The sequence below is a fragment of the Singulisphaera photorubra genome (genome assembly GCF_045290345.1).
Classification (GTDB): Bacteria; Planctomycetota; Planctomycetia; order Isosphaerales; family Isosphaeraceae; genus Singulisphaera.
In genome coordinates this window covers 5,782,445-5,805,800 of sequence record NZ_CP155447.1, presented here as the reverse complement: position 1 = coordinate 5,805,800, position 23,356 = coordinate 5,782,445, and the positions used below count along the sequence as shown (strand labels likewise).

Annotated in this window: 18 protein-coding genes; 2 read left to right on the top strand and 16 right to left on the bottom strand. The window is 63.5% G+C overall.

Annotated features, from left to right (window positions below):
- Nucleotides 1–226: 226 nt before the first annotated feature.
- The 4 genes from V5E97_RS21885 to recO form a co-directional block, all read right to left on the bottom strand.
- Nucleotides 227–1,984, bottom strand: coding sequence for a vWA domain-containing protein (locus V5E97_RS21885; RefSeq protein WP_406693656.1), 1,758 nt, complete (start codon nt 1,982–1,984; stop codon nt 227–229).
- 288 nt (nt 1,985–2,272) lie between these two features.
- Nucleotides 2,273–2,818, bottom strand: coding sequence for an LPS assembly lipoprotein LptE (lptE, locus tag V5E97_RS21880; protein WP_406693655.1), 546 nt, complete (start codon nt 2,816–2,818; stop codon nt 2,273–2,275).
- A 54-nt stretch (nt 2,819–2,872) separates the two neighbouring features.
- Nucleotides 2,873–4,162, bottom strand: a complete 1,290-nt coding sequence (bamD, locus tag V5E97_RS21875; RefSeq protein ID WP_406693654.1) for an outer membrane protein assembly factor BamD — start codon at nt 4,160–4,162, stop codon at nt 2,873–2,875.
- Nucleotides 4,163–4,166: 4 nt separating this feature from the next.
- Nucleotides 4,167–4,913 carry a DNA repair protein RecO gene (gene recO / locus V5E97_RS21870; RefSeq protein ID WP_406693653.1) on the bottom strand — a complete coding sequence of 249 codons (747 nt, stop codon included), beginning with the start codon at nt 4,911–4,913 and terminating at the stop codon, nt 4,167–4,169.
- Nucleotides 4,914–5,161: 248 nt separating this feature from the next.
- Between recO and V5E97_RS21865 the strand changes: the two genes are divergently transcribed.
- A complete protein-coding gene (locus tag V5E97_RS21865; RefSeq protein WP_406693652.1) occupies nt 5,162–5,584 on the top strand; it encodes a nuclear transport factor 2 family protein in 423 nt (140 codons plus the stop codon).
- A gap of 236 nt (nt 5,585–5,820) precedes the next feature.
- Here V5E97_RS21865 and V5E97_RS21860 read toward each other — a convergent pair whose 3' ends face one another.
- The 10 genes from V5E97_RS21860 to V5E97_RS21815 all read right to left on the bottom strand — a co-directional run bounded on the left by V5E97_RS21860 (nt 5,821) and on the right by V5E97_RS21815 (nt 19,501).
- Nucleotides 5,821–7,107, bottom strand: a complete 1,287-nt coding sequence (locus V5E97_RS21860; RefSeq protein ID WP_406693651.1) for a hemolysin family protein — start codon at nt 7,105–7,107, stop codon at nt 5,821–5,823.
- Nucleotides 7,095–7,616 carry an rRNA maturation RNase YbeY gene (gene ybeY, locus V5E97_RS21855; RefSeq protein ID WP_406693650.1) on the bottom strand — a complete coding sequence of 174 codons (522 nt, stop codon included), beginning with the start codon at nt 7,614–7,616 and terminating at the stop codon, nt 7,095–7,097. The genes V5E97_RS21860 and ybeY overlap by 13 nt, the downstream gene beginning before the upstream one ends.
- On the bottom strand, nt 7,616–9,775 hold the full coding sequence (locus tag V5E97_RS21850; RefSeq protein WP_406693649.1) for an HD family phosphohydrolase: 2,160 nt from the start codon (nt 9,773–9,775) through the stop codon (nt 7,616–7,618). Before V5E97_RS21850 ends, ybeY begins: the two co-directional genes overlap by 1 nt.
- A gap of 193 nt (nt 9,776–9,968) precedes the next feature.
- Nucleotides 9,969–10,997: a PhoH family protein gene (locus tag V5E97_RS21845; protein WP_406693648.1), complete on the bottom strand. Its 1,029-nt coding sequence runs from the start codon at nt 10,995–10,997 to the stop codon at nt 9,969–9,971.
- 386 nt (nt 10,998–11,383) lie between these two features.
- Nucleotides 11,384–12,301, bottom strand: a complete 918-nt coding sequence (locus V5E97_RS21840; protein ID WP_406693647.1) for a phosphatidate cytidylyltransferase — start codon at nt 12,299–12,301, stop codon at nt 11,384–11,386.
- 251 nt (nt 12,302–12,552) lie between these two features.
- Entirely contained in the window at nt 12,553–13,371 is an 819-nt protein-coding gene (locus tag V5E97_RS21835) for an isoprenyl transferase (RefSeq protein ID WP_406693646.1), read from the bottom strand.
- Nucleotides 13,372–13,517: 146 nt separating this feature from the next.
- Entirely contained in the window at nt 13,518–14,825 is a 1,308-nt protein-coding gene (locus tag V5E97_RS21830; protein WP_406693645.1) for an adenylosuccinate synthase, read from the bottom strand.
- 164 nt (nt 14,826–14,989) lie between these two features.
- Nucleotides 14,990–16,144 carry a glutamine-hydrolyzing carbamoyl-phosphate synthase small subunit gene (carA, locus tag V5E97_RS21825; RefSeq protein WP_406693644.1) on the bottom strand — a complete coding sequence of 385 codons (1,155 nt, stop codon included), beginning with the start codon at nt 16,142–16,144 and terminating at the stop codon, nt 14,990–14,992.
- A 151-nt stretch (nt 16,145–16,295) separates the two neighbouring features.
- Nucleotides 16,296–18,002: an ABC transporter permease gene (locus V5E97_RS21820; RefSeq protein WP_406693643.1), complete on the bottom strand. Its 1,707-nt coding sequence runs from the start codon at nt 18,000–18,002 to the stop codon at nt 16,296–16,298.
- Between the two features lie 128 nt (nt 18,003–18,130).
- Nucleotides 18,131–19,501: a DUF1501 domain-containing protein gene (locus V5E97_RS21815; RefSeq protein WP_406693642.1), complete on the bottom strand. Its 1,371-nt coding sequence runs from the start codon at nt 19,499–19,501 to the stop codon at nt 18,131–18,133.
- Between the two features lie 538 nt (nt 19,502–20,039).
- Between V5E97_RS21815 and V5E97_RS21810 the strand changes: the two genes are divergently transcribed.
- Nucleotides 20,040–20,573, top strand: coding sequence for a hypothetical protein (locus tag V5E97_RS21810; protein WP_406693641.1), 534 nt, complete (start codon nt 20,040–20,042; stop codon nt 20,571–20,573).
- A gap of 288 nt (nt 20,574–20,861) precedes the next feature.
- Here the strand turns inward: V5E97_RS21810 and V5E97_RS21805 are convergent, their stop codons facing one another.
- Complete coding sequence (locus V5E97_RS21805) at nt 20,862–21,959, bottom strand: ABC transporter ATP-binding protein (RefSeq protein ID WP_406693640.1); 1,098 nt, start codon at nt 21,957–21,959, stop codon at nt 20,862–20,864.
- The gene (locus tag V5E97_RS21800; protein ID WP_406693639.1) at nt 21,956–23,281 is read right to left on the bottom strand and encodes a type 2 periplasmic-binding domain-containing protein; all 1,326 of its coding nucleotides are present in this window, start codon (nt 23,279–23,281) and stop codon (nt 21,956–21,958) included. The genes V5E97_RS21805 and V5E97_RS21800 overlap by 4 nt, the downstream gene beginning before the upstream one ends.
- Nucleotides 23,282–23,356 lie beyond the last annotated feature (75 nt).

The following is a 23,356-nucleotide window of genomic DNA, read 5'->3' as shown; positions in this document are numbered from 1 at the left end:
GCAGTCGCAAATGATGTGCCGCATTGATCGTGTTCTTGCCCGCTTCGCGCGTCGCCACGATCCCAGTGCATTGGCCTGAGAACGAGCTGACGTTTTGCGGTGACGATTCCTCGGAGGTGGGGCCAGGTAGACCCAGAAAGCGGAGGTTGGGGTGGGAAAGTGCGTTTCGCCGCCCCGGTTCCTCGTTGCCGGAACCGGGGCGGATATCCATAATTCCAAAAGCTTTTTAATGACCGATCTGCTGGGCTTTCTTGACCAGCCCGAGGAATTCGGCCCGATAACCCAAGCGATCCTGGCCCATCGCCGAGGCGGCCAGTTCGTGAACGCCGGCGTACGTCAGGCTCCCTTTGTCGGGCGAGCCTCGCAGGAGCATCCCGAACCCGGCCACAGCACCGGCGAACTTGAAGTCGTCCGAGGCTCGGGCGTACTCGGTCCCCTCGTCCGTTACCCCACGCTCCAGGAGCCGGCTCATCTCCCCTTCCGGCTGCTTGTAGCGGAGCTTGACGGTGAGGCATTCGTTGCTGGTTGATTTCGACCCGTCGGGTTGTTGATACTTCAACGCATCGACTTCGGCCAGTCCCGTTTCCTTCCCGGGAGGGACAAGTTCGTAGAGTGCGGTGACGTGGTGCCCCGCGCCGATCTCTCCGGCATCCTTGCGGTCGTCGTTGAAGTCTTCCTTCTTCAAGAGCCGGTTTTCATAGCCGATGAGCCGATAAGCGCCGACCTTGCTGGGGTTGAACTCGACCTGGATTTTGACGTCCTTGGCGATCGTCACCAGAGTGGAACTCAACTCCTCCACGAAGACCTTCTCAGCCTCCCTGGCGGTATCGATATAGGCATAGTTGCCGTTGCCTTTATCCGCGAGTTTTTCGAGGTTGGCGTCTTTGTAGTTGCCCATGCCAAAGCCGAGCACGCTCAAGAAGACGCCGCTCTTGGCTTTCTCTTCGATCAAGCGAGTCAGGTCTCCCTCGCTGGAAATCCCGACGTTGAAGTCGCCGTCGGTGGCGAGGATGACCCGGTTCGTTCCCCCTCGGATGAAGTGGGACACCGCCGTGTCATATGCGAGCTGAATGCCGGCTCCGCCGTTGGTTGACCCGCCGGACTGGAGTTGTTCCAGGGCCGAGAGAATCACCTGTTTGTCGAGACAGGAGGTCGATGGCAGGACCAGCCCCGAGGCGCCTGCGTAGACGACGATCGCAACCCGGTCATTCTCGCCGAGCTGTTCCACCAACCGCTGCAACGAAGCCTTCAGGAGCGGGAGCTTATTGGCATCTTGCATCGATCCGGAAACGTCGATCAGGAAGACCAGGTTGCTCAAAGGCCGCTTGTCCTGCTCGATCGGCCGTCCTTTGATGCCGATCCGGGCGAGCCGATGCTCGGCGTTCCACGGGCACCCGGCGACCTCGATTCGCACCGAGAATGGGTCATCCCCGGTTGGCGAGGGGTCGTCGTAGGTGAAGTAATTCAAGAGCTCCTCGATCCGGACGGCATCCTTGGGAGGCCACATCCCCTGTCCCAAAAACCGGCGCACGTTCGCATAGCTGGCCGTGTCCACGTCGATCGAGAACGTCGAGAGCGGGTTTTGCACAACCCGGAGGAAAGGGTTGTCTTCAATTCGACTGTAGTCCTCGGTCGTCATCGTTACCTTGGCTTCGGAAGGCTCCTGAGCCGGGGGCATGCCGCCCGCCATGAGATCAAATCTGCCGCCCATGCCTCCTGCCGGAGCCATGCCCGCCATCATGCCCATGCTTCCTGTCGGAGCCGAGCCCGGGGATTGAGGGGCCGCGGCGAGCATTCTTGGGGAATTGCTGGCGAGGGGTGGCGTTGCGAGGCCTCGAGCCAGCGTTTTCTGTTCGCTGGCCACGGGCGACTGGTCGAGCCTTTCCTTTTCTCCCGCTTGGTTGCCACAGCCTGGGACCGCTCCGCTCAGGACCATGGCTCCCACGAGCGCCCACCCGTGGCGGGATGCCTGGAACTTGCACATGAGACGAATTCCTCGGTGAGATATGCATTGACCCTTCCGGCTTAGACGAGCCGGCGAACGAGAGGTTCCTTGAGGATCACGTGCCGAGGAAACAATTCTTAGAGGAGGGGGCGGGATTTCCGGCCATCGGCCGGGGCGGGGGTCGGCGAATCGACGATGGCCGCAGAATCAATCGTCAATGACGTTATGGCGGGGTAGGTAAAGCTCTGCGAGGAGAAAGTGATATCAGCGGGCGAAGCGCTGGGGGCAAGTGGCGAAGCTTCGTCCGCCCCCTTGGCACGTTCCTTGTCAGTCCTTGCCTTCGCCGGCCGACCACGGTTCTTCCATCATGTCGACGATTTGCGTGGCGAGATTTTGGCAGGTCCGATAGAACGCGGTCGTCGTGGTTTCGCCGAGTTCGGGGGCGAAATAGACCGTATCGGAGACAAGGGTGGGCTCGCGATTTCGCTCGTAGTCGAGGGGAGGATTGTGGACCCAGTTGACCGAGACCTGCATGGTCGCGGTGAGCTGACGCGGAAGGTTTTCCGGGTTTTCCACCATGATGTTCTTGTCGGCGAAGTTGACCGTCCCTTCAAGAATGGTGTCGGCATCTTCACGATTGCCGACGACTTTGTAGGGGGTACGTTTCTGGATCTCATTGATGACCAGTTGGGTCAGTTGCTGCTGGATGTCGCGGCGAAATGAGACCGAGCGGAACATCGGCACGCAGATCGTTCGTACGTTGGTGTCGTAGGGGGCGCGGACCGAGTAGCCGCAGCCGGCCTGACCGGTCATCGCGAGCGCTAAGCAGCGGAGAATGTCGCGTCGCGTCGGACTTGGGATTGGATTCAGCATGAGAGAGCCCTTCCTTGGCGGACGAGACGGGACGTGCTTCCTGAACGATCGCGATCAATTCATTCCGCCGGGTCCACCCATCATGCCCATGCCGGGCATTCCGCCGGTTGCGCCATTGCCGCCTTTGAAGGAATCCACACTGCCGGGAGCCGTCATGATTTTGCTGGGGAGCGTTTCTTTACGAGGCATCTTGGCGAGTGAGGCGAGTTCGGTCTTTGCCTTGGCGGCCCACTCACTCTTGGGCCAGTGGTGTCGGATCTTGCCGAACATGTATTCGGCGGAGGCCACTTTGCCGGTCCGTTTGTAGTAGTCGGCGATGAGGTAGTTCCGCTCGGCCTCTTGGTCGTTGATCAGGTCGAGGGTGTGGTAAAGCTTTTCGTTGCTCGCGGGGCGGTCGGGGAAGGTGACCATGGTCTGCTTGATCATCTCGCGGGCCTTATCGAGATCACTCGCGTCGTATTCGGGGCCGATGTAGTTCTTCATTCGCGCGTCGATGCTGGCGAGTTGAGCACGCTGGAGGTAAGGGCTCTTGGGGTGGTCGGTGGTGAGCTGGTCGTAGTGCATGGCGGCCAGTTCGTAGTCGCCTGTATTCATGTGCTCATCGGCGATCCGGAGCACGGCGTCGTCGGAGAGGGGGCCGTCCGGATCGTGCTGACGCACATGCTCGAGAGCGCGGAGGGCGTGTCCGTGGGCGTCGATCATGGGGCGTTGGCCGGTAAAGCGGCCGGTCCAGGGGAGTTTCTGTTCGGGCTTGGCCTTGGGGTCATCCTCGGCGAGCCAGGTCTGGGCGATGGCGAACTCTCGAGCGACCAGCTTGCCCCGATAGAGCGTGCCGGGATAATCCTTGATCAGGATCTCGAAATGATCTTGGGCCGCCACGTACCGGCCGCGCTGAAAGAGGGTCTCGGCCAGGTAGAATTGCCCCTTCTCACCCCAGGGAGTGCCCTTCCGGTCCTTCGCGATTTTCTTGAAGGCGGCTTCGGCCTCGACGAGCTTCCCTTGCTGGAAGAGTCGCTCGGCGGCCTGGAATTCGGCGTCGGCCTCGGGGTTCTTGGGGATTTGCATCGGCTTCCAACCATTGGATCCGAGGACGAGTGGTGAGCGCGCCTTGCCGGAGGCGTCGCCGGTGGGGCCTCCGACCTTGGGCGTGAGCCAGCGCGCCATCAGGTTGCGGTCGTCGCCGAGCTCGCTCTTGGTTGGACCTTGGGACAAGGACGAGTCGGTTCCCATCCGCCAGGCGTTCCAGGTGCCACAGCCGGGGGTTGCCAGAAGGACCGCCACGGCGGCCCAGAGCCGAAGGATCGGCAGGCAGCGGGGGTCGTGTTGCTGGTTCACCATGGCCATCAGGTCAGGCTCCGAGATAGGGCAGAAGACGGGGGCGACGGCCGAGCTGATGACTGACGAGGTTACCCACGGTCGTCCGGACCGGTGCCAGGCTCGCGGGATTGGCGTCGAGATCACGCCAACCACCACCGGGACTGGCCAGCACGCGGATCGCATCCAGGGTCTGCCCCGAAAGCGTGGCCACGTGGGGTTGTCCGGGCCGGCACAACGGGCAGAGCACTCCGCCCGTCGCCAGTCCGAAAGCAAACGCGTCCCCTCGTCCCTCCACCGACGCGCCACAATGCGCGCAGGCATCGAGAGTCGGCATCAGCCCAAGTTCGCGCAGGCAAGCCAGCTCGAACCGGAGCAAACGCCGGGACCGCAACTCGGAGTCGCCCAGATGCCGCAACGTGATCGTCGCCGCGTCGAACAGTCTCGGGTGTGAATCATGGGAGTCGGTCAGGTCCGACAGAATTTCGGCGATGTAGTAGCCGGCATACAGGGCCGCCAGGTCGCGGCGAAGTGACGTAAAGCGCTCGACGGGTGCGGCCTCGGTAACCAAGTCCAACGCGTCGGACGCCTTGTGCAGCAACACGATATCGGAAACACCGAGCAGGTCAAGCCCACCCTGGAACGGCGACTTCAATCGCCGCGCTCCCTTGGCCAGGGCTGCGACCTTACCCAGCTCGCGTGTGAACAGCGTCACGACGGAGCTGGTCTCGAAGACGTCCACCGAGCGGACGACCAGCCCCAGCGTTCGGACGGCGGCCATGCAAGTGACTCCGAGAATTGGGATGCTTGGCGGAAGGGCAACCGCTCCAAACCGGCTGAGAATTGCGAGAGAACATCCCGTGTTGCAAGGCTTCTCGGTGATCGACGCGCGGGCGATCCACCGACCGGGCAACCAGTCAATGGTTTCCTTGCTGAGGATCGGTTAACGTCGAGTCGGTCCGAACAGGCGATGCGACACATCTCCACGGCTTAGTGCACAACTTGCAACCCATCTGATCGGAGGGGGCAGTGGCTGACTTACAGGATCACGTCAACGCACTTCGTCAGGCGTATCAACAATGGAACAGCACCCGGGGAGAAAACGCACAGGTATGGCTTGATCTGTTTTCGGACGACATCACCATGCGGTCACTCGGCGGGGATGCCGCTGCATTCGATTTCGCAAAGCCTCGGCACGGTAAGGCGGATGCCGAGCAATATTTTGCGGACGTGCTTGCGGCATGGGAGATGGTTCACTTCACCCCGGAAGACTTCATCGCTGAGGCCGACCGGGTCGTGGTCGTCAGCCGAGTGGCCTACAAATACCGAGAAACCGGCAAGGTGGCCGAATCACCCAAGGCTGACATATTTCGATTTAGAGATGGTAAAGTGATTGAGTTCACCGAATTCTTCGATACGGCCGCTGCACTTGCGGCCACCCAACCCGATTGAGGAATGACAAGAGTGTTGTGGCCAAACAGCCGCACACGGACAGGAAGCGGCGCCGCCGGTGCGATTCTCAAGGAAGATGGCCTTCGTACCTCGTCGAGCCGACGTGTCACGGATCGCGCACCGAACGATCGTGGTTCATCCGGCTCGCTTCCGTCGAATGAACGGGACGAACGATCGAGGCCGAGGCTCCATTCGCTGGGAATGCTCGGCCTGTGATCCGCCTGAACAAGACGGCCTTAGGTTCCCACCGCCGCGGTCGGCTGGAGGTCGAGCCGGAGACGGCGAATGGAATGATCGGTCACCTCCACCACGGTGAACTCGACCCCGTCGTAGCGGAACGAGGCGCCCGGCTCGGGCAGTCGGCCCAAGGCGTGAAACGCAAGTCCGCCCAAGGTCAGAAAGTCCGCGTCGGTGGGAAGGTGGAGCCCCAGTCGCTCGTTCAAGAGTTCCAGGGTGATCGTTGCAATGACCTCGTACTTCGCGTCGCCCAGCGGGCGCACGGGGTCAATCAAGGTGGGCACGTCATGCTCGTCGTCGATGGCCCCGACCAGTTGTTCGAGGAGGTCTTCCAGGGTGACGAGGCCCGCGACACCGCCGTACTCATCGAGCACGATGGCAATCTGGATCCGCCGCGTCCGAAACTCCTCGAGCAGTTCGAGGGCGTTCTTGGTCTCCGGCACGCAGTAAGCAGGCCGGACGAGCTTGCGTGCGACGATCTTATCGGGATCCTTTCCGTCGGTCATGATCGGAAAGAGATCTTTGGCATAGAGGATGCCAATGATGTCATCACGGTTCTCGCCGAACACAGGGACGCGGCTTCTGCCCGTCTCGCGGAACACCTGGGCCGCGGCTCGGGCGGTGGTGGACGAGGGCATCGCCACCATCGAGGAGCGGGGCGTCATGATCTCAGAGACGTCGCGCCGGGTCAGCTCGACCACGTTGTGAAGGAGTTCGTGGGCGGACTCGGGAAGGTCGGGTTCACTGCCGTCGTGATGCTCGCTGTCGGCGGGAATCTCGACCTCGACACTCGCCGGACGGGGGGCGGTGTCGGCGGGATTGGCCAGCCGGAATGCCAACGTTTCGACCATGCGCGACCCGAACGTGAACGGCATGGTCATGGTACGGAGAGCGCCCGCAAACGGCCAGAGCCGGACAATGACCGACTCGGCGAAGACCCGGCCGACGACCCCCGCCAGGACGTAGCCCGCTGCGCCGACGGCGAGTGCGATGGCAAAGACCGCCTCGACCGCCATGGACGGGGCCACCTGGTCCGCGGTCACCCCGAGCAGGGCGGCCAGCAACAGCCCGGTGACCACGGCCAGCGTCTCCGCGCTCCGTTCCGTCCGCTCGTCGTAATCGGCAACATCATCGGCCAGGGCGGCCAGTCCGCGCTCGGCGCACAACTCCTCGAGCCGGCTCGGCGAGTAGGTGCGGAGGGCCCTTGCCAGCGTGACCGAGAGAAGGTGAAGGGCCAGAACGAAGAATCCCAGGAGCAGAGTCCAACCCAAGTTTAGACCGCCCACCGCACACTCTCCCGTTCCGTTTCAGTCACCTCGGGGGGGCCGACCAGCGAGAAGGTGTTGGTCAAGCCCTCGGAGGTCAGAATCTCGTCCTCTCGACGCCGAATTCGGATCCGATCCTCGGGTGTTTGATCGTCATAGCCACACAAGTGAAGCAAACCATGGACCACGTAGAGCGCCAGCTCGGCGCAAGGGTCCGTTCCCGCCTGCCGCGCGGTGACCACTGCCATTTCGGCGGAGACCACGAGTTCGGCGGCCAGTGTTGTGTCGTCCGGCTCAGAGAGGGGAAACGTAATCACATCGGTGGGCCAGTTGTGGCCCAGGTGGCGATCGTTGAGCGCATGGATCGTCTGGTCGTCCACCAGGACGATCGAGATCTCGGCTTGTCTCACGCCTTCGCCGAGCAAGACTCGGCCAGCCAGGCCACGGAGCGCCTCGGGATCGATTTTGAGGTGCCCCTGGGTGTTGCTGATCGCGATATCGGGATGGGCTGGAATCGTGTCGTCGGCCATCAGGCGGTCCGTTGTTCCGGGTATTTGACGCGACCGTGATAGATGCCGATCAATGATTTGATCAGGCTCTCACGAATCTCGCCGATCTCTCGCAGGGTCAAGCCGCATTCATCGAACTGGCCGTCGCGCAGTCGTTTCTCGATCAGATCGCGGACCAGGCCTTCAATTCGGCCAGGGGTGGGCTCGGACAGGGTCCGGCTGGCGCTCTCGACTGCGTCAGCGACCATCAAGATGCCGGCTTCCTTGGACTGGGGTTTGGGACCGGGGTAGCGGAACGCCCGTTCCTGGACGGCGGCCGCGTCGGGGTTGCCGTCGTTGCGCCGGTTGGCCTCGTGGTAGAAGTATTCGACCAGCGTCGTTCCGTGGTGTTGCTCGATCAGGTCGATGATCCGCTCGGGGAGATGATGTTGCCGACCGAGGTCGACGCCATCCTTGACGTGGCCGATGATGATCAGGGTGCTCATCGCGGGGGCGAGATTGGCGTGCCGGTTCGCTGCGCCCGCCTGGTTCTCGACGAAATAATGCGGTTTGAGCATCTTGCCGATGTCATGAAAGTAAGCACCGATGCGGACGAGCAGGGCATGGGCACCGATTCGCTCCGCTGCGCTCTCGGCAATCGCTCCCACGGTAATCGAGTGGTTGTGGGTTCCGGGGGCGCGGCGGACCAGTTCCTGAAGCAGGGGGTGGGTTATATCACCCAGCTCGAGAAGACTGATCCCGGTCACGATCCCGAACGAGTTCTCGACGAACGGTAAGCTCCCACCGAGGAAGAAGCCGGCCATCAGCCCCCAGCCCGCGCGCCAGAGGCTGTCGCTGGTGATGAGGCCGATCGGCTCGTTTTGCCACATCCCAGTGGCCCAGGTCAGTAGAAAATAGCCGAGGGCGGCCGTGGCTCCGACCTTGATGAGTTTGGTCCGGGTTCGCACCTCATTGAGCGTGAGGACTCCCGCCGCAGTCCCTCCCATGACGACCAGGAAGTGGTCGATCCCCGTGCCGAGCGCGAGGCTGGTCAAGAGACAGAGTGCGAAAGTGACCATCAGCGCGAAGTGCGGGTTATAGGCAATGGCGATGATCATTGCTGCAATGGCCACGGGTATCAGCTCGGCATCCCAGGGTTGCATCGCCAGCAGGCGAACGAGTCCGATCGCGCAGACGACCAGGCCGCAGAGAGCGGCGACCCGACTCAACTCGCGGGCGACGTTGGGTTCGTGCCGAATGACGTAGTAACCGATCAGGGCAAACAAGGCCGCGACGAGCAAGATCATCGAGCTGACGCGGCGGATCCGCCCACCGAAGCCGAGCGCCGCACTGGCCTTATCATGTTCGAGGCGGAGTAAAATGAGCTGTTCTTCCTCGATCTTCTGATCCTGATCGAGGAGGACGTCCCCTTGGTGGTACGTGTCGTAGACGTCCTGGACCCGGCTCCGAGCGAGCTCACGCTGGGTGGTCGTGTACAACTCTTCGTAAGTCAGGGTGGGTGTCCCCGCCAATTTCTCCGCGATCAACTGAAAGAGGAGCGGGCCGACCCTGGGATCGCCGAAGGCGGCGACGAAATCCTTGTAAACGGGTCCCTCGGGCTTGGAAACTCGCTCGGGAACGACCCGATCACGCGGGACACGGTGCGCTTCCTTGGGGGATTGCCCAGGTCCTCGGACGGCGAGGGGCAGGCTCGACTCTTCATGCCGGGGCAGGGTGTCGTAACCGAGCACGCCATCGCGGAGCAGGGGGGCGAACGCTTTGGCGATTTGCAAATGCAGGGCATCGCGTCGTTCGGGCGTATCGGTGGCCGCCTTCAGCTCTTCGAACGTCTCGTTCCTCAGCCTCCAGCTCGCTCGCAGATTTTCCGGCAAGGCGTCGAGACTCGGCGCCTTGGCGATGGCGACCATGAGATCGTCGAGCCGTTCGGCCAGGTCGCGAATTGGCGCAGGGTCATTGACCATTGCGGGGGGGACCTGGTCGACCTCGGCCTGCCGCTCGGAATTGGTTTTCTTCTGGTTCAGTCGTTTAAATTCGGGAACATTGACGCGGACCTCGCGGGTCGGTCGCTGGCCGATCCGGAAGGTGAAGGGGGGGCCGGATCCATGAACAATGGCGGCGGTCGCGAGGACAGCAATGCCCACGATGGCCAGCCTGGCCAGCCGGTCTCGCTGCTTGGCCAAGCGCCCTTGCTGGAGGGCGATCGGGTTGGTAGGCCGTAATTGGGCCCGAGAGAGTTTGGACCGACGTTTACCAAAGCTCATGGAAGCATCTCGAACACGCGTGGTCAATGGGGCCAAGCCCCATCCCACGCCGGAACGCGCCATGCCAACGCTGGCACGGCTTCAGCATGACCCAGAGGGGCCACACATCGCCTCATCCCGTGGCGGGTCGGCCATCGTCCGCGAGAGGGGCCGGTTCAACGCGAGGTTCCGCATTGTCCCTTGCTCCCGTTCCCAGATCTCGAGCCGGCTCCAAACCTTCATAAGCTTCGACGATCGCTTGCACAAGAGGGTGCCGAACGATGTCTGATTTATCGAGCCAGACGACACCCACGCCGGGGACCGATTTCAAGCGATCCACCGCGTCAGCCAAGCCGCTGACCGTCTCTTGCGGCAGATCGACCTGGGTGATGTCGCCAGTCACCACGATCCGAGCATTCTGCCCCATCCGCGTCAGGAACATCTTCATCTGAGGGACCGTGGCGTTCTGCCCCTCGTCGAGAATGATCACCGCGTCGTTGAGCGTCCGTCCCCGCATATAAGCGAGCGGGGCGATTTCAATCAGATCATTACCCATGTAGCGGCGGATTTGATCGTAATCCATCAAGTCATGCAGGGCATCGAGCAAGGGGCGCAAGTACGGATTGATCTTCGCTTCGAGGTCGCCCGGAAGAAACCCGAGATGCTCACCTGCCTCGACGGCCGGTCGGACGAGAACAATTTTCTTGATCTGACCGCGCCGCAGCGCCGAGACGGCCTGAGCGACGGCGAGATAGGTCTTCCCAGTCCCTGCCGGCCCGACGCAGAAAACCAGTTCGTTCTCCTTCAAGCACCTCAAGTAGCGTCCTTGGCCGTCGGTCCGCGGCCGGACGATCTGTTTCCCTTCGCGGATCTCGACTGGCTCGGCCCGCTCGGAGTCAGAGACATTCAGGGCCACGTCAATCGCGTCGGCCACCTCATCGCTCGTGATCGCGCGTTTCCGACGGTACAAGTCGCGGAGCTGCTCGAAAACCTGACGGGCTAACTCGACCCGTTCGCTATCTCCTTCAACCCGGACCTCACCGTGGCGAGCGACCACCTTGACCTTCAGTGCGTCACGCACCTGTCTGAGGTACTGATCTCGGCTGCCGAAAACGGCGAGCTCTTCTTCGTGTCCGCTCAGGCTGATCGTGACTTCCGGCATACCTCGCCCTTCGTCGGCACAAACCGTGCCGGGAAAACCGCAATCTCTCGATTTTCCCGTAACAACGACTCGCCGAACAATGGATCTTATTATGGATGAGTTTACCAGAAAAACGCAATGTCTCGTTGTCGGCCTCGGGACGTGCCGGCCAAACTACACGTGTCCGCTTGTCACCTGCACGGGAGACCGCCGGACACCGACCCGACGACAAGGACGAGCCTTTCCCAGGGCTGTCAGAGGGGGAGACTGTTGGGCAAACGCGCAGCAGGTTTCCCGCCACCACCCAGAAAATCGATGGGATCGTCGCGTTTTGGCGATTCAATATCGCTAATACGTGACACGAGAAAAGGAAGTTCGGTTCGCCGGCAAGGGAGCCCGATCAGGTCTCAGGGCCCGATTGCGAGCCAGTAGGCGAAGGCCACCGGAGCCGCGAAGAGGAGAGAGTCGATGACGTCGAGAACGCCGCCGAAGCCGGGGACGGCGGCGGACGCGTCCTTCCTCGCGCATTCACGTTTGATCAACGACTCCATCAGGTCACCGAATTGCGCGGCGGAGCTGACGATGACGCCGAAGCCAGCCGCCGCGCACCATCCCAGCGTGGGCGCATGAAGCAAATAACGCGCCACCGCCGCAGTGATCAGAGCCGCCGCGACCCCAAAGAGCAGGCCGCCGATTGCCCCTTCGATGGTCTTGTTCGGGCTGATCCGGGGCCAAAGCTTGTGTCGCCCGGCAATTCGTCCAACCGTGTAGGCGCCAGTATCGGCCCCTTTGGAGGTCGCGACCAGGAACGCCAGGGGCAAGATGCCGTGATAGGGGCCGTGGAACCAGCGTAGCTGAATCATGAAGCTGCCCAGCAGGCCGACATAGGCGACGGCGAAGACCGAGCCCGCGATGATGGCGATCGTCTCTCCTGGTTTATGGCGTTGAAGGCTCTGGACGGCGAACGCTCCCATGACGACCCCGACGAACGCCATGAACGGCCAGCCGAGGTCGTTGACCGGCCCCAAGGGGTCGTAACCTCCCAACGGCTCCCCATGCTCGGACGTGCGGAGGAAATGTCTCGTCACGTGCGGAGCCCAGTTGGCGAAGACCAGGGCGATGACGCCCGCGAACACCGTGTTGCCCGACGGCCTGATTGTGGTTCCGCCCAGAAGCGTGACCAACTCCAGGCCCGCCGATCCCATCACGATCAACGCGAGGACGAACCAGACGGGAAACCAAGGTGCGAACCACTCGTCCAGGCAGAGCACCAGCAGGAGCGCCCCGACCATCGAGAATCCGAACACGAGTCGGGTGCTGAGCATGGTGTGCTTTGGATGAAAGAGTGTGTGGGGGTGAGTGCCGTGAGCTCGAGCGATTTTCGGAGGCTTTGAGAGACTGCGTTCCCGCCGAAGCCCGTTAGCGGGCAGGTCGCCCGCGACCTCCGAGGGGAAGGCAACCGGTATGAAAACCGCCCTAAGATTTCATAGCCTATCGCGGGCGAGAAGCAAGAGTCGGGTCCATTCTCGGGAACTTCGGTCCCGAGGTAAGAGCCCGGCATCGCGGCCCGAATCGACTATCGAGCGGCCTTGGGGGGGGCCGGACTCCACGCCTTGCTGATCGGCGGTGGCGAAGGGAGTCCGCCGAACTTCCGCTCTCGCGACGCGAACGCATGGCAGGCGGCGAGCAAGTCATCGCCGCGAAACTCCGGCCAGAGAACGTCGGTGACCCAGATCTCGGCATAGGAAATCTGCCAGAGCAAAAAATTGCTCAGACGCATCTCCCCCGCGGTCCGGATCAGGAGGTCGGGGTCGAGCATCCCATCGGTCGTCAGGTAGGTGGCGAAGCGCGACTCGTCTACCTGGTCGGGCTGGAGCGAGCCGGAGCGCACGTCCTCGGCCATTCTGCGTGCGGCGTCGGCGATCTCGGTTCGCCCTCCATAGTTGACGGCCAGGCAAAGCGTCATGCCCGTGTTCGTGGAGGTCTCCTCTGCTGTGCGGTCGAATTCCTCGAGCACCGCGCTGGGGAGACCCTCCCGCCGACCGATCATCTTGAGCCTGACGTTCTGGTCCATGAGTTCGGCCCGCTCGACTTTGAGGAAGTGGCGGAGCAGACGGAGCAGAAAGGTGAGCTCGCGTGGGGGGCGTTTCCAGTTTTCGATCGACAGGCAGTAGAGCGTGATCTGGTCGAGGCCGAGGCGGCACCCTTCTTCGACCACCGCGCGGACGCTCTGAATTCCGCGGCGGTGGCCGACGATTCGGGCCCGGCCCCGGTTTTGGGCCCAACGACCGTTGCCGTCCATGATGATCGCGACGTGCCGGGGCAGTTGCTCGGGTTTCAACCCGAGCGCTGAGATCCGCGCCAGCCCTTCCTCCGAGATCGAGACGTTCGCCATGATGAAATACGATCCGGTGCCGTTTCAAGGAAAGACGCAACGCGCGGACAGAGCGAGCACGATCCGGACCAACGCCGGGGAAACGTCATGGCGGGTCGAAGGGAGACGGATCCGGTAGCCGATCGGGCATCCCCCGCGCCCGCGTTTCAAACGCGAGGCGCATCGTCACCGAGGATGATCGTCTGCCGGCGTTCGGGCCCGACCGAAACGATCGAAACCGGAACCCCAATCTGCTTGGCGAGGAAGCCGACATAGTCCCGCGCCTGAGTCGGCAGGTCGGACCAGGCGCGAACTCCGGTCAGGTCGGACTCCCATCCGGGGAGGGTCTCATACACCGGACGGCACCGCTCGAGGTCGGACAGGTGGCCAGGCATTTCGGTCACCTTCCGACCCTTCTCGTCCTCGTAGCCGACCGCGACTTGCAGCTCGGGAATCCCGCTCAGCACGTCCAGGAGCATCAACGAAATCTCGGTCGAGCCGCTGACCCGGGCCGAGTATCGGGCGGCCACGGCGTCGAACCAGCCGCAGCGTCTGGGGCGGCCGGTCACCGTGCCGTATTCTCGACCCACCTTGCGGATCCGCTCACCCACTTCGTTGTCTTGCTCGGTCGGGAACGGACCGCCGCCGACCCGGGTGGTGTAAGCCTTGACCACGCCGATCCAGCGGTCGATATGCCGGGTCGGTATCCCCGAACCCGCCGCGATCCCCGCGGCGCTGCTGTTAGAGCTGGTCACGTAGGGGTAGCTGCCGTGGTCGACGTCCAGCAACGATCCCTGCGCCCCCTCGAACAGGAGCCGCTTGCCCTGAGCGATTGCGTTGTGCAGCCAGGTCGTCGTGTCTCGGACGTAGGGCCGCAGCCGCTCGGCGTAGCCGAGATATTCTTCCGCGACAGCCTCGGCTTCGATCGGCTCGTAGTCGGGGAGCATCGCCAGGAGGAGGCGATTCTTGAAGGCCACGATCCGCTGAATGTGCTCGCGGAACCGTTCCGGATGGTAAAGGTCGCCGACGCGAACTCCATGGACCCGGCCGACCTTGTCCTTATAGCACGGGCCGATCCCGCGTCGGGTCGTGCCGAGGTGGTCGGCCGCGGAGGCCGACTCTTCGGTCAGCCGTTCCTCGGCCATGTGGTAAGGGAGGATCACGTGGGCCCGGTCGCTGACATGCAGACGGCTGCCCATCTCGACTCCCTGGGCTGCCAGGGTCTCGATCTCCTTGAGCAGGGCGGGGGGGTGGATGACAACGCCGTTGCCGATCACTCCCTCGGTTTTCGGGCGGAGGATTCCCGTCGGTATGAGCGACAGTTTGTACGTCACCCCGTCGGCAACGACCGTGTGCCCCGCGTTCGCGCCACCTTGGTAGCGGACAACGGCATCGTGCTGGTCACAGAGCAGGTCGACGATCTTCCCCTTGGCCTCGTCTCCCCATTGAAGGCCTACTACGCAAGTCGAAGCCACGGCACGTCGTCTCCGGTCTCGGCGAACGGGCGGCCCGTCTCGGGTCGCTTGGGAACGCAAAGAATCAAGGTAACGCCCCCAGGCGGGCTCCGTCAACCGCGTGACAGAGCGGAAGCCTGGGAAGACGTCGTAAATTGGGCGAACAAGAAAAGCAGAGCTTTCGGTTATCTCATCATTTCGCGAAACTGAGCGAACAGGTACTGGCTATCGTGCGGGCCTGCCGAGGATTCCGGGTGGTACTGAACGCTGAAAACCGGAAGCTTGCGATGCCGAAGTCCTTCCAGGGTCTGGTCATTCAGGTTGATGTGACTCGCCTCCACATCGGGTGGGAGTGAGTTCGGGTCGACGGCAAACCCATGGTTCTGGGTGGTGATTTCGACCTTGCCGGTGGTCTCGTTGCGGACCGGATGGTTCGCCCCGCGATGGCCGAACTTGAGCTTGAACGTCGAAGCGCCAAAGGCCTGACCGAGGAGTTGGTGGCCCAGGCAGATTCCGAAAATTGGGATCCCTTTGGATTCCGCCGCCGTCTGGATCAGGGTTTTGAGCGTGGCGGTCGCTTCCGCCAAGGCGGCGGGGTCGCCGGGGCCGTTGGAGAGGAAAATACCGTCCGGCTTGTGTTCCAGAATATCGTTGGCGGTAGCGGATCCAGGAACGATGGTGACCCGGCAGCCGGTCTCGACCAGGTGGCGGGGAATGTTCCACTTCATGCCGAAGTCGAGGGCGACCACATGCGGTTTGCGTTCCGATCCGGTGGTCGCCGCCGCTGGCTCTCCCTCGGGCGTGGGGCTGGTAAAGGCCGCGTTCAGGCCCGGCTCCCACGTGGTCGACTTGCTGGGCATGACCTCGCGGGCCAGGTCCCGTCCGACCAGGCCGGGACTGGCCTTGGCCTTGGCGACCAGGCTGGCGTCATCCAGGTCGGTCGTCGAGAGAATGCCTTTCATCGCCCCTCGCTCGCGGGTCAGGCGAACCAGGGCGCGGGTGTCGATCCCCTCGATGCCGATGACGTTGTGTTCGGCGAGATAGGCGTCGAGTGATCCTCCCGCCCGATAGTTGCTGACGACCCGGCTGAGCTCTCGAATCACGAACCCGCGGACCCAAGGGCGGCCACTCTCGGCGTCTTGCTCATTGACCCCGTAGTTGCCGATCAGCGGATAGGTCATCGTCACGATCTGGCCGTGATACGACGGGTCGGTCAAGATCTCCTGGTAGCCGGTCATGCTCGTGTTGAAGACGACCTCGCCATCAACCTCGCCGCGGGCACCGAAGGCCCGACCTGTGTAAACCGTGCCGTCTTCCAACGCAAGCTTCGCGATGTCCATGGGATTCGCTGGGTGCTCCCCGAAATTCAGTGCCAAGGAGATCGTCAGTCAAGTTCGGCTGAGACCCAACCGTCCGCGACGCCGCGCGCGGCATCGTCTAGTATACCGGTCGTTCGCCCTCGGAAACCAGTCATGGCCGAAGACGTCGTCTTCAAGGGCGTCCGTGGAACCAGTCACCGAGCGGCTCAGAGCGCCCTTTCGCAGTCAGTCCGAGGGCCGCAAGATTGACCGCGATCACGCAAGTCGCCAGCGCGGCGGCCGACGACCGGGCCTCGCCGGGCTGGTCGGCCATGATGAGAATTCCTGGCGTGACCGGACGGCTTTCCAAGGTGGGAGTCATCAGGATCAAGGCGGGTGAGAGGCTTGTCGCCGCCAGAACCAGGGTCAGCAGGAACAGGCTGGGGGGCACCCCAAACCAGCCGGTCAGACCCGCGCGGTAGGCCTGACGCTCCGTCGCCCCGAGGGTGATCGCGACGTCGGTCAACTGCCCTTGAGACCAACGCCCGACCTGCCGCGAGACCAGGATCAGGGGCGATTGACATACGGCCGCCACCGCCAGGAGGAGCAGGGTCCCCGGGGTTCGATTGCTGTCGAGGCCGTCCCTGAGGGTTTGAAAACCAGCGATCAGGAATTCCGGCCGCGCTCCCAGGCGGAGCCAGTCGACCGCCAGATGGAGGAGCCATCCGAGCGCCAGTGCGCCGACCCCGATGGCCAGCGGAGGGAATGCCTCCGGCCACGCAGCCAGGCGAGCGATGCTTCTCCTCCGCCCGGCCCAGACGCTCAGCGACCGTGCGGCGACCAGGTCGATCGCCACCACGGCCAGGCCCAACGCAAGGGAGTTGAGAATGAGCGTTCGCGCCTCCGCCTGGTTGAGGCGGTGCAAGAACGCGGCGGCGGACAGGGGGGCGCCCTTGAGCAAGGTCGCGGAAGAAGGGGAAAAGGCGGAGCCGATCAGCGCCCAGATCGGCAGCCAGGCCATGATCACGCCCACGGTGAGGAGCACGAGAAAAACCGCTGCACGCGGCCAACTCGACTCCTCCGCGCGGGCGATCGACGGACCCGGCGGCAATGCGCTCGGGCGTCCGCCCCACCAGGTCAGCAGCAACCGTCCCACCATCGCGATGCCGATCGCTTCGAGGGCAAGCACAGCCGCGCGAGGCATGGCGTCGGCACCGAACGCCGCCTCAACCATCTGGAAGGCCAGTGTCCGCCGCAGACCCAGCACGAGCGGTGCGCCGGGCTCAACCAGGGTGAGGGTGAAAACGACCCCCGCGGCTCTCAGCGCGTAGGGGCGGACCGGAGGCCAGATCAATTCCCACCAGATCCGGAATCGACGGGCTCCCGTCTGTCGTGCCGCATCGATCCAGGCCGGTTCCACCCGATCCAACGCCGAGGCGGTCGCCAGTGCGACCAGAGCCACTCCGCTCGTCATCTCGGCCCAGATCCAGCAAATCCAACCCCACCCGGGACCAGCCGGACCGTCGGCCACGAGGCGATCGCCGAAGAGCATCCGGAGCCCGAGCGCCGTGAACAGCGGGCAAACGATGACAGGCGCCAGGGCCAGTGCGGCCAGCGGTCCTCTTCCCCAAAAACGCCAGCCGGTGATTACTCGGGCCAGCCCGACCCCCAGGACCAGCGACCCCAGGGTCACCACGAAGGCCCCCAGCACGCTGTTCAACGACGCCAATCGAACAAAAGGATCAAGCACCGCCAGCGCAAACGGGAAGACCGTGGGCCGGACTACGTTTCCCGGGCCCTGGTCGACGAACGCCGCGGGCACGAGCGCCAAGACCGGAGCCAAAAGGATCAACCAGAGCACGAGACCGGCGACTCGCCCCGCCCGACGGAGAAGACCCATGCAGACATTCCTCTTCGATACAACCCGTTCGACCTTCGTTATCGTACCACAGAGGACACGATCGGGGTTGCCCCGAGAGGGTGGATCTCACCTGATTCGTTCGTGGTGAGGAGAACTGTCATTCGCGATTAGCCGAGTTCCCGAATCGGAGTGCCGTGGGGGAGGAGCGAGATCGGTCGGCCGGCGGAGTCGGGCAACGTCAACGTGGGATCGATGCCGAGAAAGCGATACCACGTGGCCAGGAGATCGCTGGGATGGAACCGACGATCCTTTGGCTCCTCTCCCTTATGGGTCGTGGAACCGATCACCTGGCCCATCGGCATCCCACCCCCGGCCATCAAGACCGACATGGCGGCGCCCCAGTGCTCGCGACCGGGCTGGCCGTTGAAGTTGGAAAGCCGAGGCGTGCGCCCCATCTCTCCCATGACGACCACGAGTGTGTCTCGGTTCATCCCCCGTGAGTGGAGGTCCTCGATCAGGGCTGAAATCGCCTGATCGAGCACGGGCAGGCGGATCTCCATCTGTTCGAAGATGTTCCAGACGCTGGCATGGTCATCCCAGGAAAAGGCCTTCTGACCGGGGACGTTGGGGAAGTCGACCGTGACGAGCCGGACACCGGACTCGACCAGGCGGCGGGCCAGCAGGCAGCGCTGACCGACGACGTTGCGGCCGAACCGATCGCGGAGCCTCGGATCTTCGCGGCTGAGGTCAAACGCCTTGCGGGCGGCCGATCCCCCCAGCAGGTCCAGAGCTTGCTGTTGGTAGGTATCGAGCGCATCGACGATCCCGGAGTCGTCCCCGACCGGCGGCGATTGGCCGAGGGAGCTCAGCAACGGGCTCCGGCGATCGAGTCGGGTGCGCTGGGCGGCGTTGAGCGAGAGACTTGCGACGTGGAAGTCAGGCGAGCCGGGGTCGGCCGCCACCTGGAACGGTCCCGCCGCCGGTCCGAGGTGCCCGCCGCCTTCGTATCTCATGTTCGGTAGCGCGACCCATTGCGGAATACCGGGGAGGCGACTAGGCAAGAGCTTCTGGGCCGCGTTGAAGATGAACGGATACTTGGGCGCAAATGGGGGCGTCTCCACCAACTCGCCGGTGTAGCCGGTCAGGACGGTGTGAGTGCTGTTGACATGCCCCGGGCTATCATGGGCGACCGAGCGAATCAGGGCGTATTTGTCGGCGATTCGGGCCAGTCGGGGCAACTTTTCGCTGATCTCGATCCCCGGAACATTCGTCTTGATCGGCCGGAACGTGCCTCGGTACTCCTCGGGAGCGTCCGGCTTGAGGTCGAACGTCTCCATATGGCTCGGCCCGCCCCAGAGCCAGACGACAATGATCGAAGGACCACGGGAAGGAGCCCGTCCCGTGGCCGCCGCAGCAGCCTCCAACCGAAGCAAGTCGGCCATTCCGAGCGTCGAGAGCCCGGTCAGCGACGCCCGCAAGAAGGACCGACGTGGCAACGCGCCCGGACAGTGAGTGCGATTCGAGGAGGCCGGTGGCATGTTGCGCTCCTTATCGTAGCGCCGAGGGCTACCCGTCGATTCCCGGACCGGGAATGTCCGTGGCTTCAACCCGGATCAAACAGTCTCCTGGCGAATTTGAAATCATAACATCCCACGGTTGCGTCACAAGAACTGTGATTCGTCTGAGTCCTATTGAACTCGTTTGCAAATATGTGCGAAACCAACGTGCTGTACGCAGTGCGGATGCTCCAGCAGCAGATGCGCGAGCTTAGATGGGGCCGCGTCATCCAAATCGGGACCGCTTGGCGCAACAGCCGATCGCCAGTCAATTGGATGACAACGCTTTGCCCCCGGCCTGTCACAATCTGGCGGTTCCGCTCGCGCGTGAGCTCAAGGACTCGGACGTGACGTCGAACGTCGTAGCGTCGGGCGCCATCCGTTGTCGTCGCCATTGACGAACTGCTCCCTTAAAGATGGCGTCGGCTTTCGGCTGGATCCGGATGGGAGGTATAGTGGCCCCCGAAATCCGGACCATCAGTTCAGCTGGATCGGCAGGCTCAAGATGGAGCTCGAGTGGATGAAAAATTTGCTCGGGTTCACCGACCGCTGGCTGACCCTGGGGGTCGTCACCCGCGAGCGGGTCGAGGCCCTCGACTGGGAGTTCGAGTCCAGCAGCGACAAGAACTCGGAACATTACCGATACGGGGCATTCCGCGACTATCTGGCGGCGCACCGGCCCCTCCCTCCCGCCGTCGCCGAAGCCCTCTACTCGCTGGGAGAGGAGGACCTGGACCGGGGGATGGGCGGGGCGATGATGAGCGACATCGTCTGGCTGCCCGAATGCCCGCCCACGGTCCGGGACCGTGCTTTGGCGTCCGGGGAACGCAGCCTGGTCACGGCTGTCCACCGGGCGGTACTGATTACCGAGCTGGACCGCGGGCTAACGGAGGAGTTGTTTGACAGGTGTCTGACCGCCACCTACGGGGTCGTCCACCGAGCGCTGGTAGCTCGGCCGGAGCTGACGCGGCCCCAATTGGAGCGAATCGCGGAAGCGGGGGCGACCAGAGCCGTTCGGAACCTGGCGGCTGTTCGACTGAGGGGCCTGCGGTAGCGATGCCGCCGTGTGGCCATCCGCCGAAGTGTGCGTGACAGCCAAATAGGCCGGAACGCGCGACCCTTGGAGGATGAGCTGGGAATGGCGGATGGATTGTCGATTCCGGTGGTGAAATCAATAAAACATGCGGGAATTCATTTTGTTGATTGCTTGAATTGGGCGGTGAGTGGTCAGTCTCATCATCGGGAAAATGAGACTGACTCGGGCAGTATCGGTCGCTGGAGGAATTGGGAGTGGGCGAGTCGACGGGTTGGGGTGATCAGCGAATCGGAGAACGGCCGGTCGTCAGGCATTCTTGGGGATGGCGTACTTGCCTTGGAGTACGATGACAAGTTCCGCGGGGATGGAAAAGGTAAGACTCTGCCCTTCGCGGAGGTTTTGTGACTGGCATTGGAGCGCCAGGGCGATGACGGGCCAATCGCCGGGTCCTCGAAGGTGGACCTGGCGAACTTCGCCCAGGAACACGAGTCGCTCGACTGTCGCGGCGAACCGGTTCGACTCGGGGGGGATGGTCGAGCCCACGGACACGGCTTCGGGGCGGATCGAGACGGTGACGGGGGACCCGGCCGGCAAGGGGCCGTTCAAGCTCTGGCCGACCATCCGGCCGAAGGGAGTGCGAACGACCACTTCTCCCCGGCTGTCGGCTGACTCGACCTGGCCTTGCACCAGGTTGGTCGGGCCGAGAAAGCGGGCGACGAACGTATCGGTGGGCCGGTTGTAGACCTCGTGGGCCGGACCGACTTGCACCACCTTGCCCAGGTCCATCACCGCAAGGCGGTCGGCCAGGGAGAGGGCTTCTTTCGCATTTTGGGTCAGGACAAGGGTGGTGATCTCGGTCTCGGCGTGGATCCGACGGATCTCGTCGCGGAACTCGTCACGGACCCGGCTCTCGAGTCGAGCCAACGGTTCGTCGAGGATCAAGAGCTGGGGGCGAATCGCCAGGGCACGGGCCAGAGCCACGCGCTGACGCTGAAGGCTGGTCAGGTGGCCAGGGCGTTTCTCGGCCAGGCTGTCGATCCGCAACGCGCCCATCGCTTCCGCGACGCGTTCCCGGCGTTCCGCGCGGGGCATGCGCTGAATTTTCAGGACATACCCGATGTTCTCGGCCACGCTCAACCGCGGCCAGAGGGCATCGTCCTGAAACACCAGTCCGACCTTGCGTTCATGGGGGGGGACGATGTTCATGACCCGGTCGTCGAAGAAAATCTCGCCGTCATCGAGCGTGTCCAGGCCGGCCACGAGTCGGGCGAGCGTCGACTTGCCCGCCCCGGATGGGCCGAGCAGGAATGTGAGCTCGCCAGGCGGGATCTCGAGTGAGGCCCCATCGACCACGGCGACTCGATCGTATCGCTTGGTCAGACCTTCGAGGGTGACCCGGATCATGGCTTCCATCCTGTTGCTGTACGTGTGACCCGCCGGTAGCGCTGGCGAGCCCAGGCCGTCCACTCGGCACGGAGCCAGGCCCGGAATCGGGGCTCCCGCGCCAGACGACCCTCCGCCGCATGGGCGATCTCTTCCAATAATGGGCCGTCCACCAGCCGCTTCGGTCCCAGCCAGCTCCGTGAGAGCCAGGCGCGAAGGTCGGCGTCGGGGGTGAGTTGCTCAATGAGCGTCTGCACCAAGACCTCGGCGTTGTCCCCTTCCAGCTTCTCGATCGAGGCCGGCGGCCAGGGGGGGGACTGCGTCAACCACATCGCGGCGCGGGCCGGCTGTTTGGCCTGGTTCAGAGTCGCCCAGGCGGTCCAGAGTTCCTCTTGAGCGTCGACCAGCGTTGCGCCGAGGAGGTCGGCCAGGAGCGAGTCGACGGCGAAGTCATCCGCCGAATTGGCCCGAGGTGGCTCGGCCTGGCCCGTCTCGTGCAGGAACTGGAAAAACATCTGAGAGAGACGTCGAGACCCTGGCCCTGCCACCATTCCCGCCCCCTCGATCCATTCGGGCCGATCAGGGACAGGGAGGAAACGGATCGATCCCGGCTGCCCCACAACGTCGAGGGCGATTGCCGGCGTCGCCTCAGCCTCCCCTCGCGCGACGGCCGCCAGCGCGGAGCCGGCTTGTCGGCCGATCCGACGGCTGTGTCCGGCGTCGCGGACGAGCTGCGCGTATCCTTCGGCCCAGGATGCCAGGTTGAGCTCGCTTTTTGCCCAGGCCAGCGCAACCGGATCGTGCCGGGGATCGTCGAACACTGGCCGAGGAGGGCGGCCAGCGGCTGGCTCATGGGTTGCGGCTGGCTCGTTGGATTCGGATTTGCTGGAGGCCCCGGCCGCTCCCGTCCGGACCGCCCAACCCATCGGCGATCGATGAACGCGGCTCCAGCGGAACTGCCCAGGGCCATCGATCGGGGCCAGCTTGCCGAGATTTGCCAGCCGCTGGTAGCTCGAAGGTGGTCCACCTAAAACGATGTCCGGCGAGAGAGGCCGGGGATCCCAGCGTCCGCGCATCGGGCGGACAACCCGGGAAAGATCGGCTCCCCGCTCGATGGTTACCCAATCGATCCGGATCCCTGTTCCAAACGGCTCCGGATCCGTCTTGCTCACGAGCCAGCGTTCGAATGCCTCGTCGAGCTGGCTCCGCTCGGCTTCCGACCACGAGGTCGCGATCGTCAGCGCACCCGATTGACCGGGAACGCGAACGCAGCCGAACAGACCGAGGGATGCTCCCAGTAGCACCCCTCCGAAGCTGAGAAGGCGAACGGCTCGGCGGCTCAAAAGGTTGACTCGCTCAAAAGAAGGGGAAATAGAGAGCCGTCGTCAGTGGCTTCGGTCAAGCGAAAGGCCGTTGGA

Excerpts from the sequence above, each read along its gene's own strand:
- V5E97_RS21885 (WP_406693656.1), bottom strand. The coding sequence starts at position 1,984 with ATGTGCAAGTTCCAGGCATCCCGCCACGGGTGGGCGCTCGTGGGAGCC.
- lptE (WP_406693655.1), bottom strand. The coding sequence starts at position 2,818 with ATGCTGAATCCAATCCCAAGTCCGACGCGACGCGACATTCTCCGCTGC.
- bamD (WP_406693654.1), bottom strand. The coding sequence starts at position 4,162 with ATGGCCATGGTGAACCAGCAACACGACCCCCGCTGCCTGCCGATCCTT.
- recO (WP_406693653.1), bottom strand. The coding sequence starts at position 4,913 with ATGGCCGCCGTCCGAACGCTGGGGCTGGTCGTCCGCTCGGTGGACGTC.
- ybeY (WP_406693650.1), bottom strand. The coding sequence starts at position 7,616 with ATGGCCGACGACACGATTCCAGCCCATCCCGATATCGCGATCAGCAAC.
- V5E97_RS21845 (WP_406693648.1), bottom strand. The coding sequence starts at position 10,997 with ATGCCGGAAGTCACGATCAGCCTGAGCGGACACGAAGAAGAGCTCGCC.
- V5E97_RS21840 (WP_406693647.1), bottom strand. The coding sequence starts at position 12,301 with ATGCTCAGCACCCGACTCGTGTTCGGATTCTCGATGGTCGGGGCGCTC.
- V5E97_RS21835 (WP_406693646.1), bottom strand. The coding sequence starts at position 13,371 with ATGGCGAACGTCTCGATCTCGGAGGAAGGGCTGGCGCGGATCTCAGCG.
- carA (WP_406693644.1), bottom strand. The coding sequence starts at position 16,144 with ATGGACATCGCGAAGCTTGCGTTGGAAGACGGCACGGTTTACACAGGT.
- V5E97_RS21820 (WP_406693643.1), bottom strand. The coding sequence starts at position 18,002 with ATGGGTCTTCTCCGTCGGGCGGGGCGAGTCGCCGGTCTCGTGCTCTGG.
- V5E97_RS21815 (WP_406693642.1), bottom strand. The coding sequence starts at position 19,501 with ATGCCACCGGCCTCCTCGAATCGCACTCACTGTCCGGGCGCGTTGCCA.
- V5E97_RS21810 (WP_406693641.1), top strand. The coding sequence starts at position 20,040 with ATGAAAAATTTGCTCGGGTTCACCGACCGCTGGCTGACCCTGGGGGTC.
- V5E97_RS21805 (WP_406693640.1), bottom strand. The coding sequence starts at position 21,959 with ATGATCCGGGTCACCCTCGAAGGTCTGACCAAGCGATACGATCGAGTC.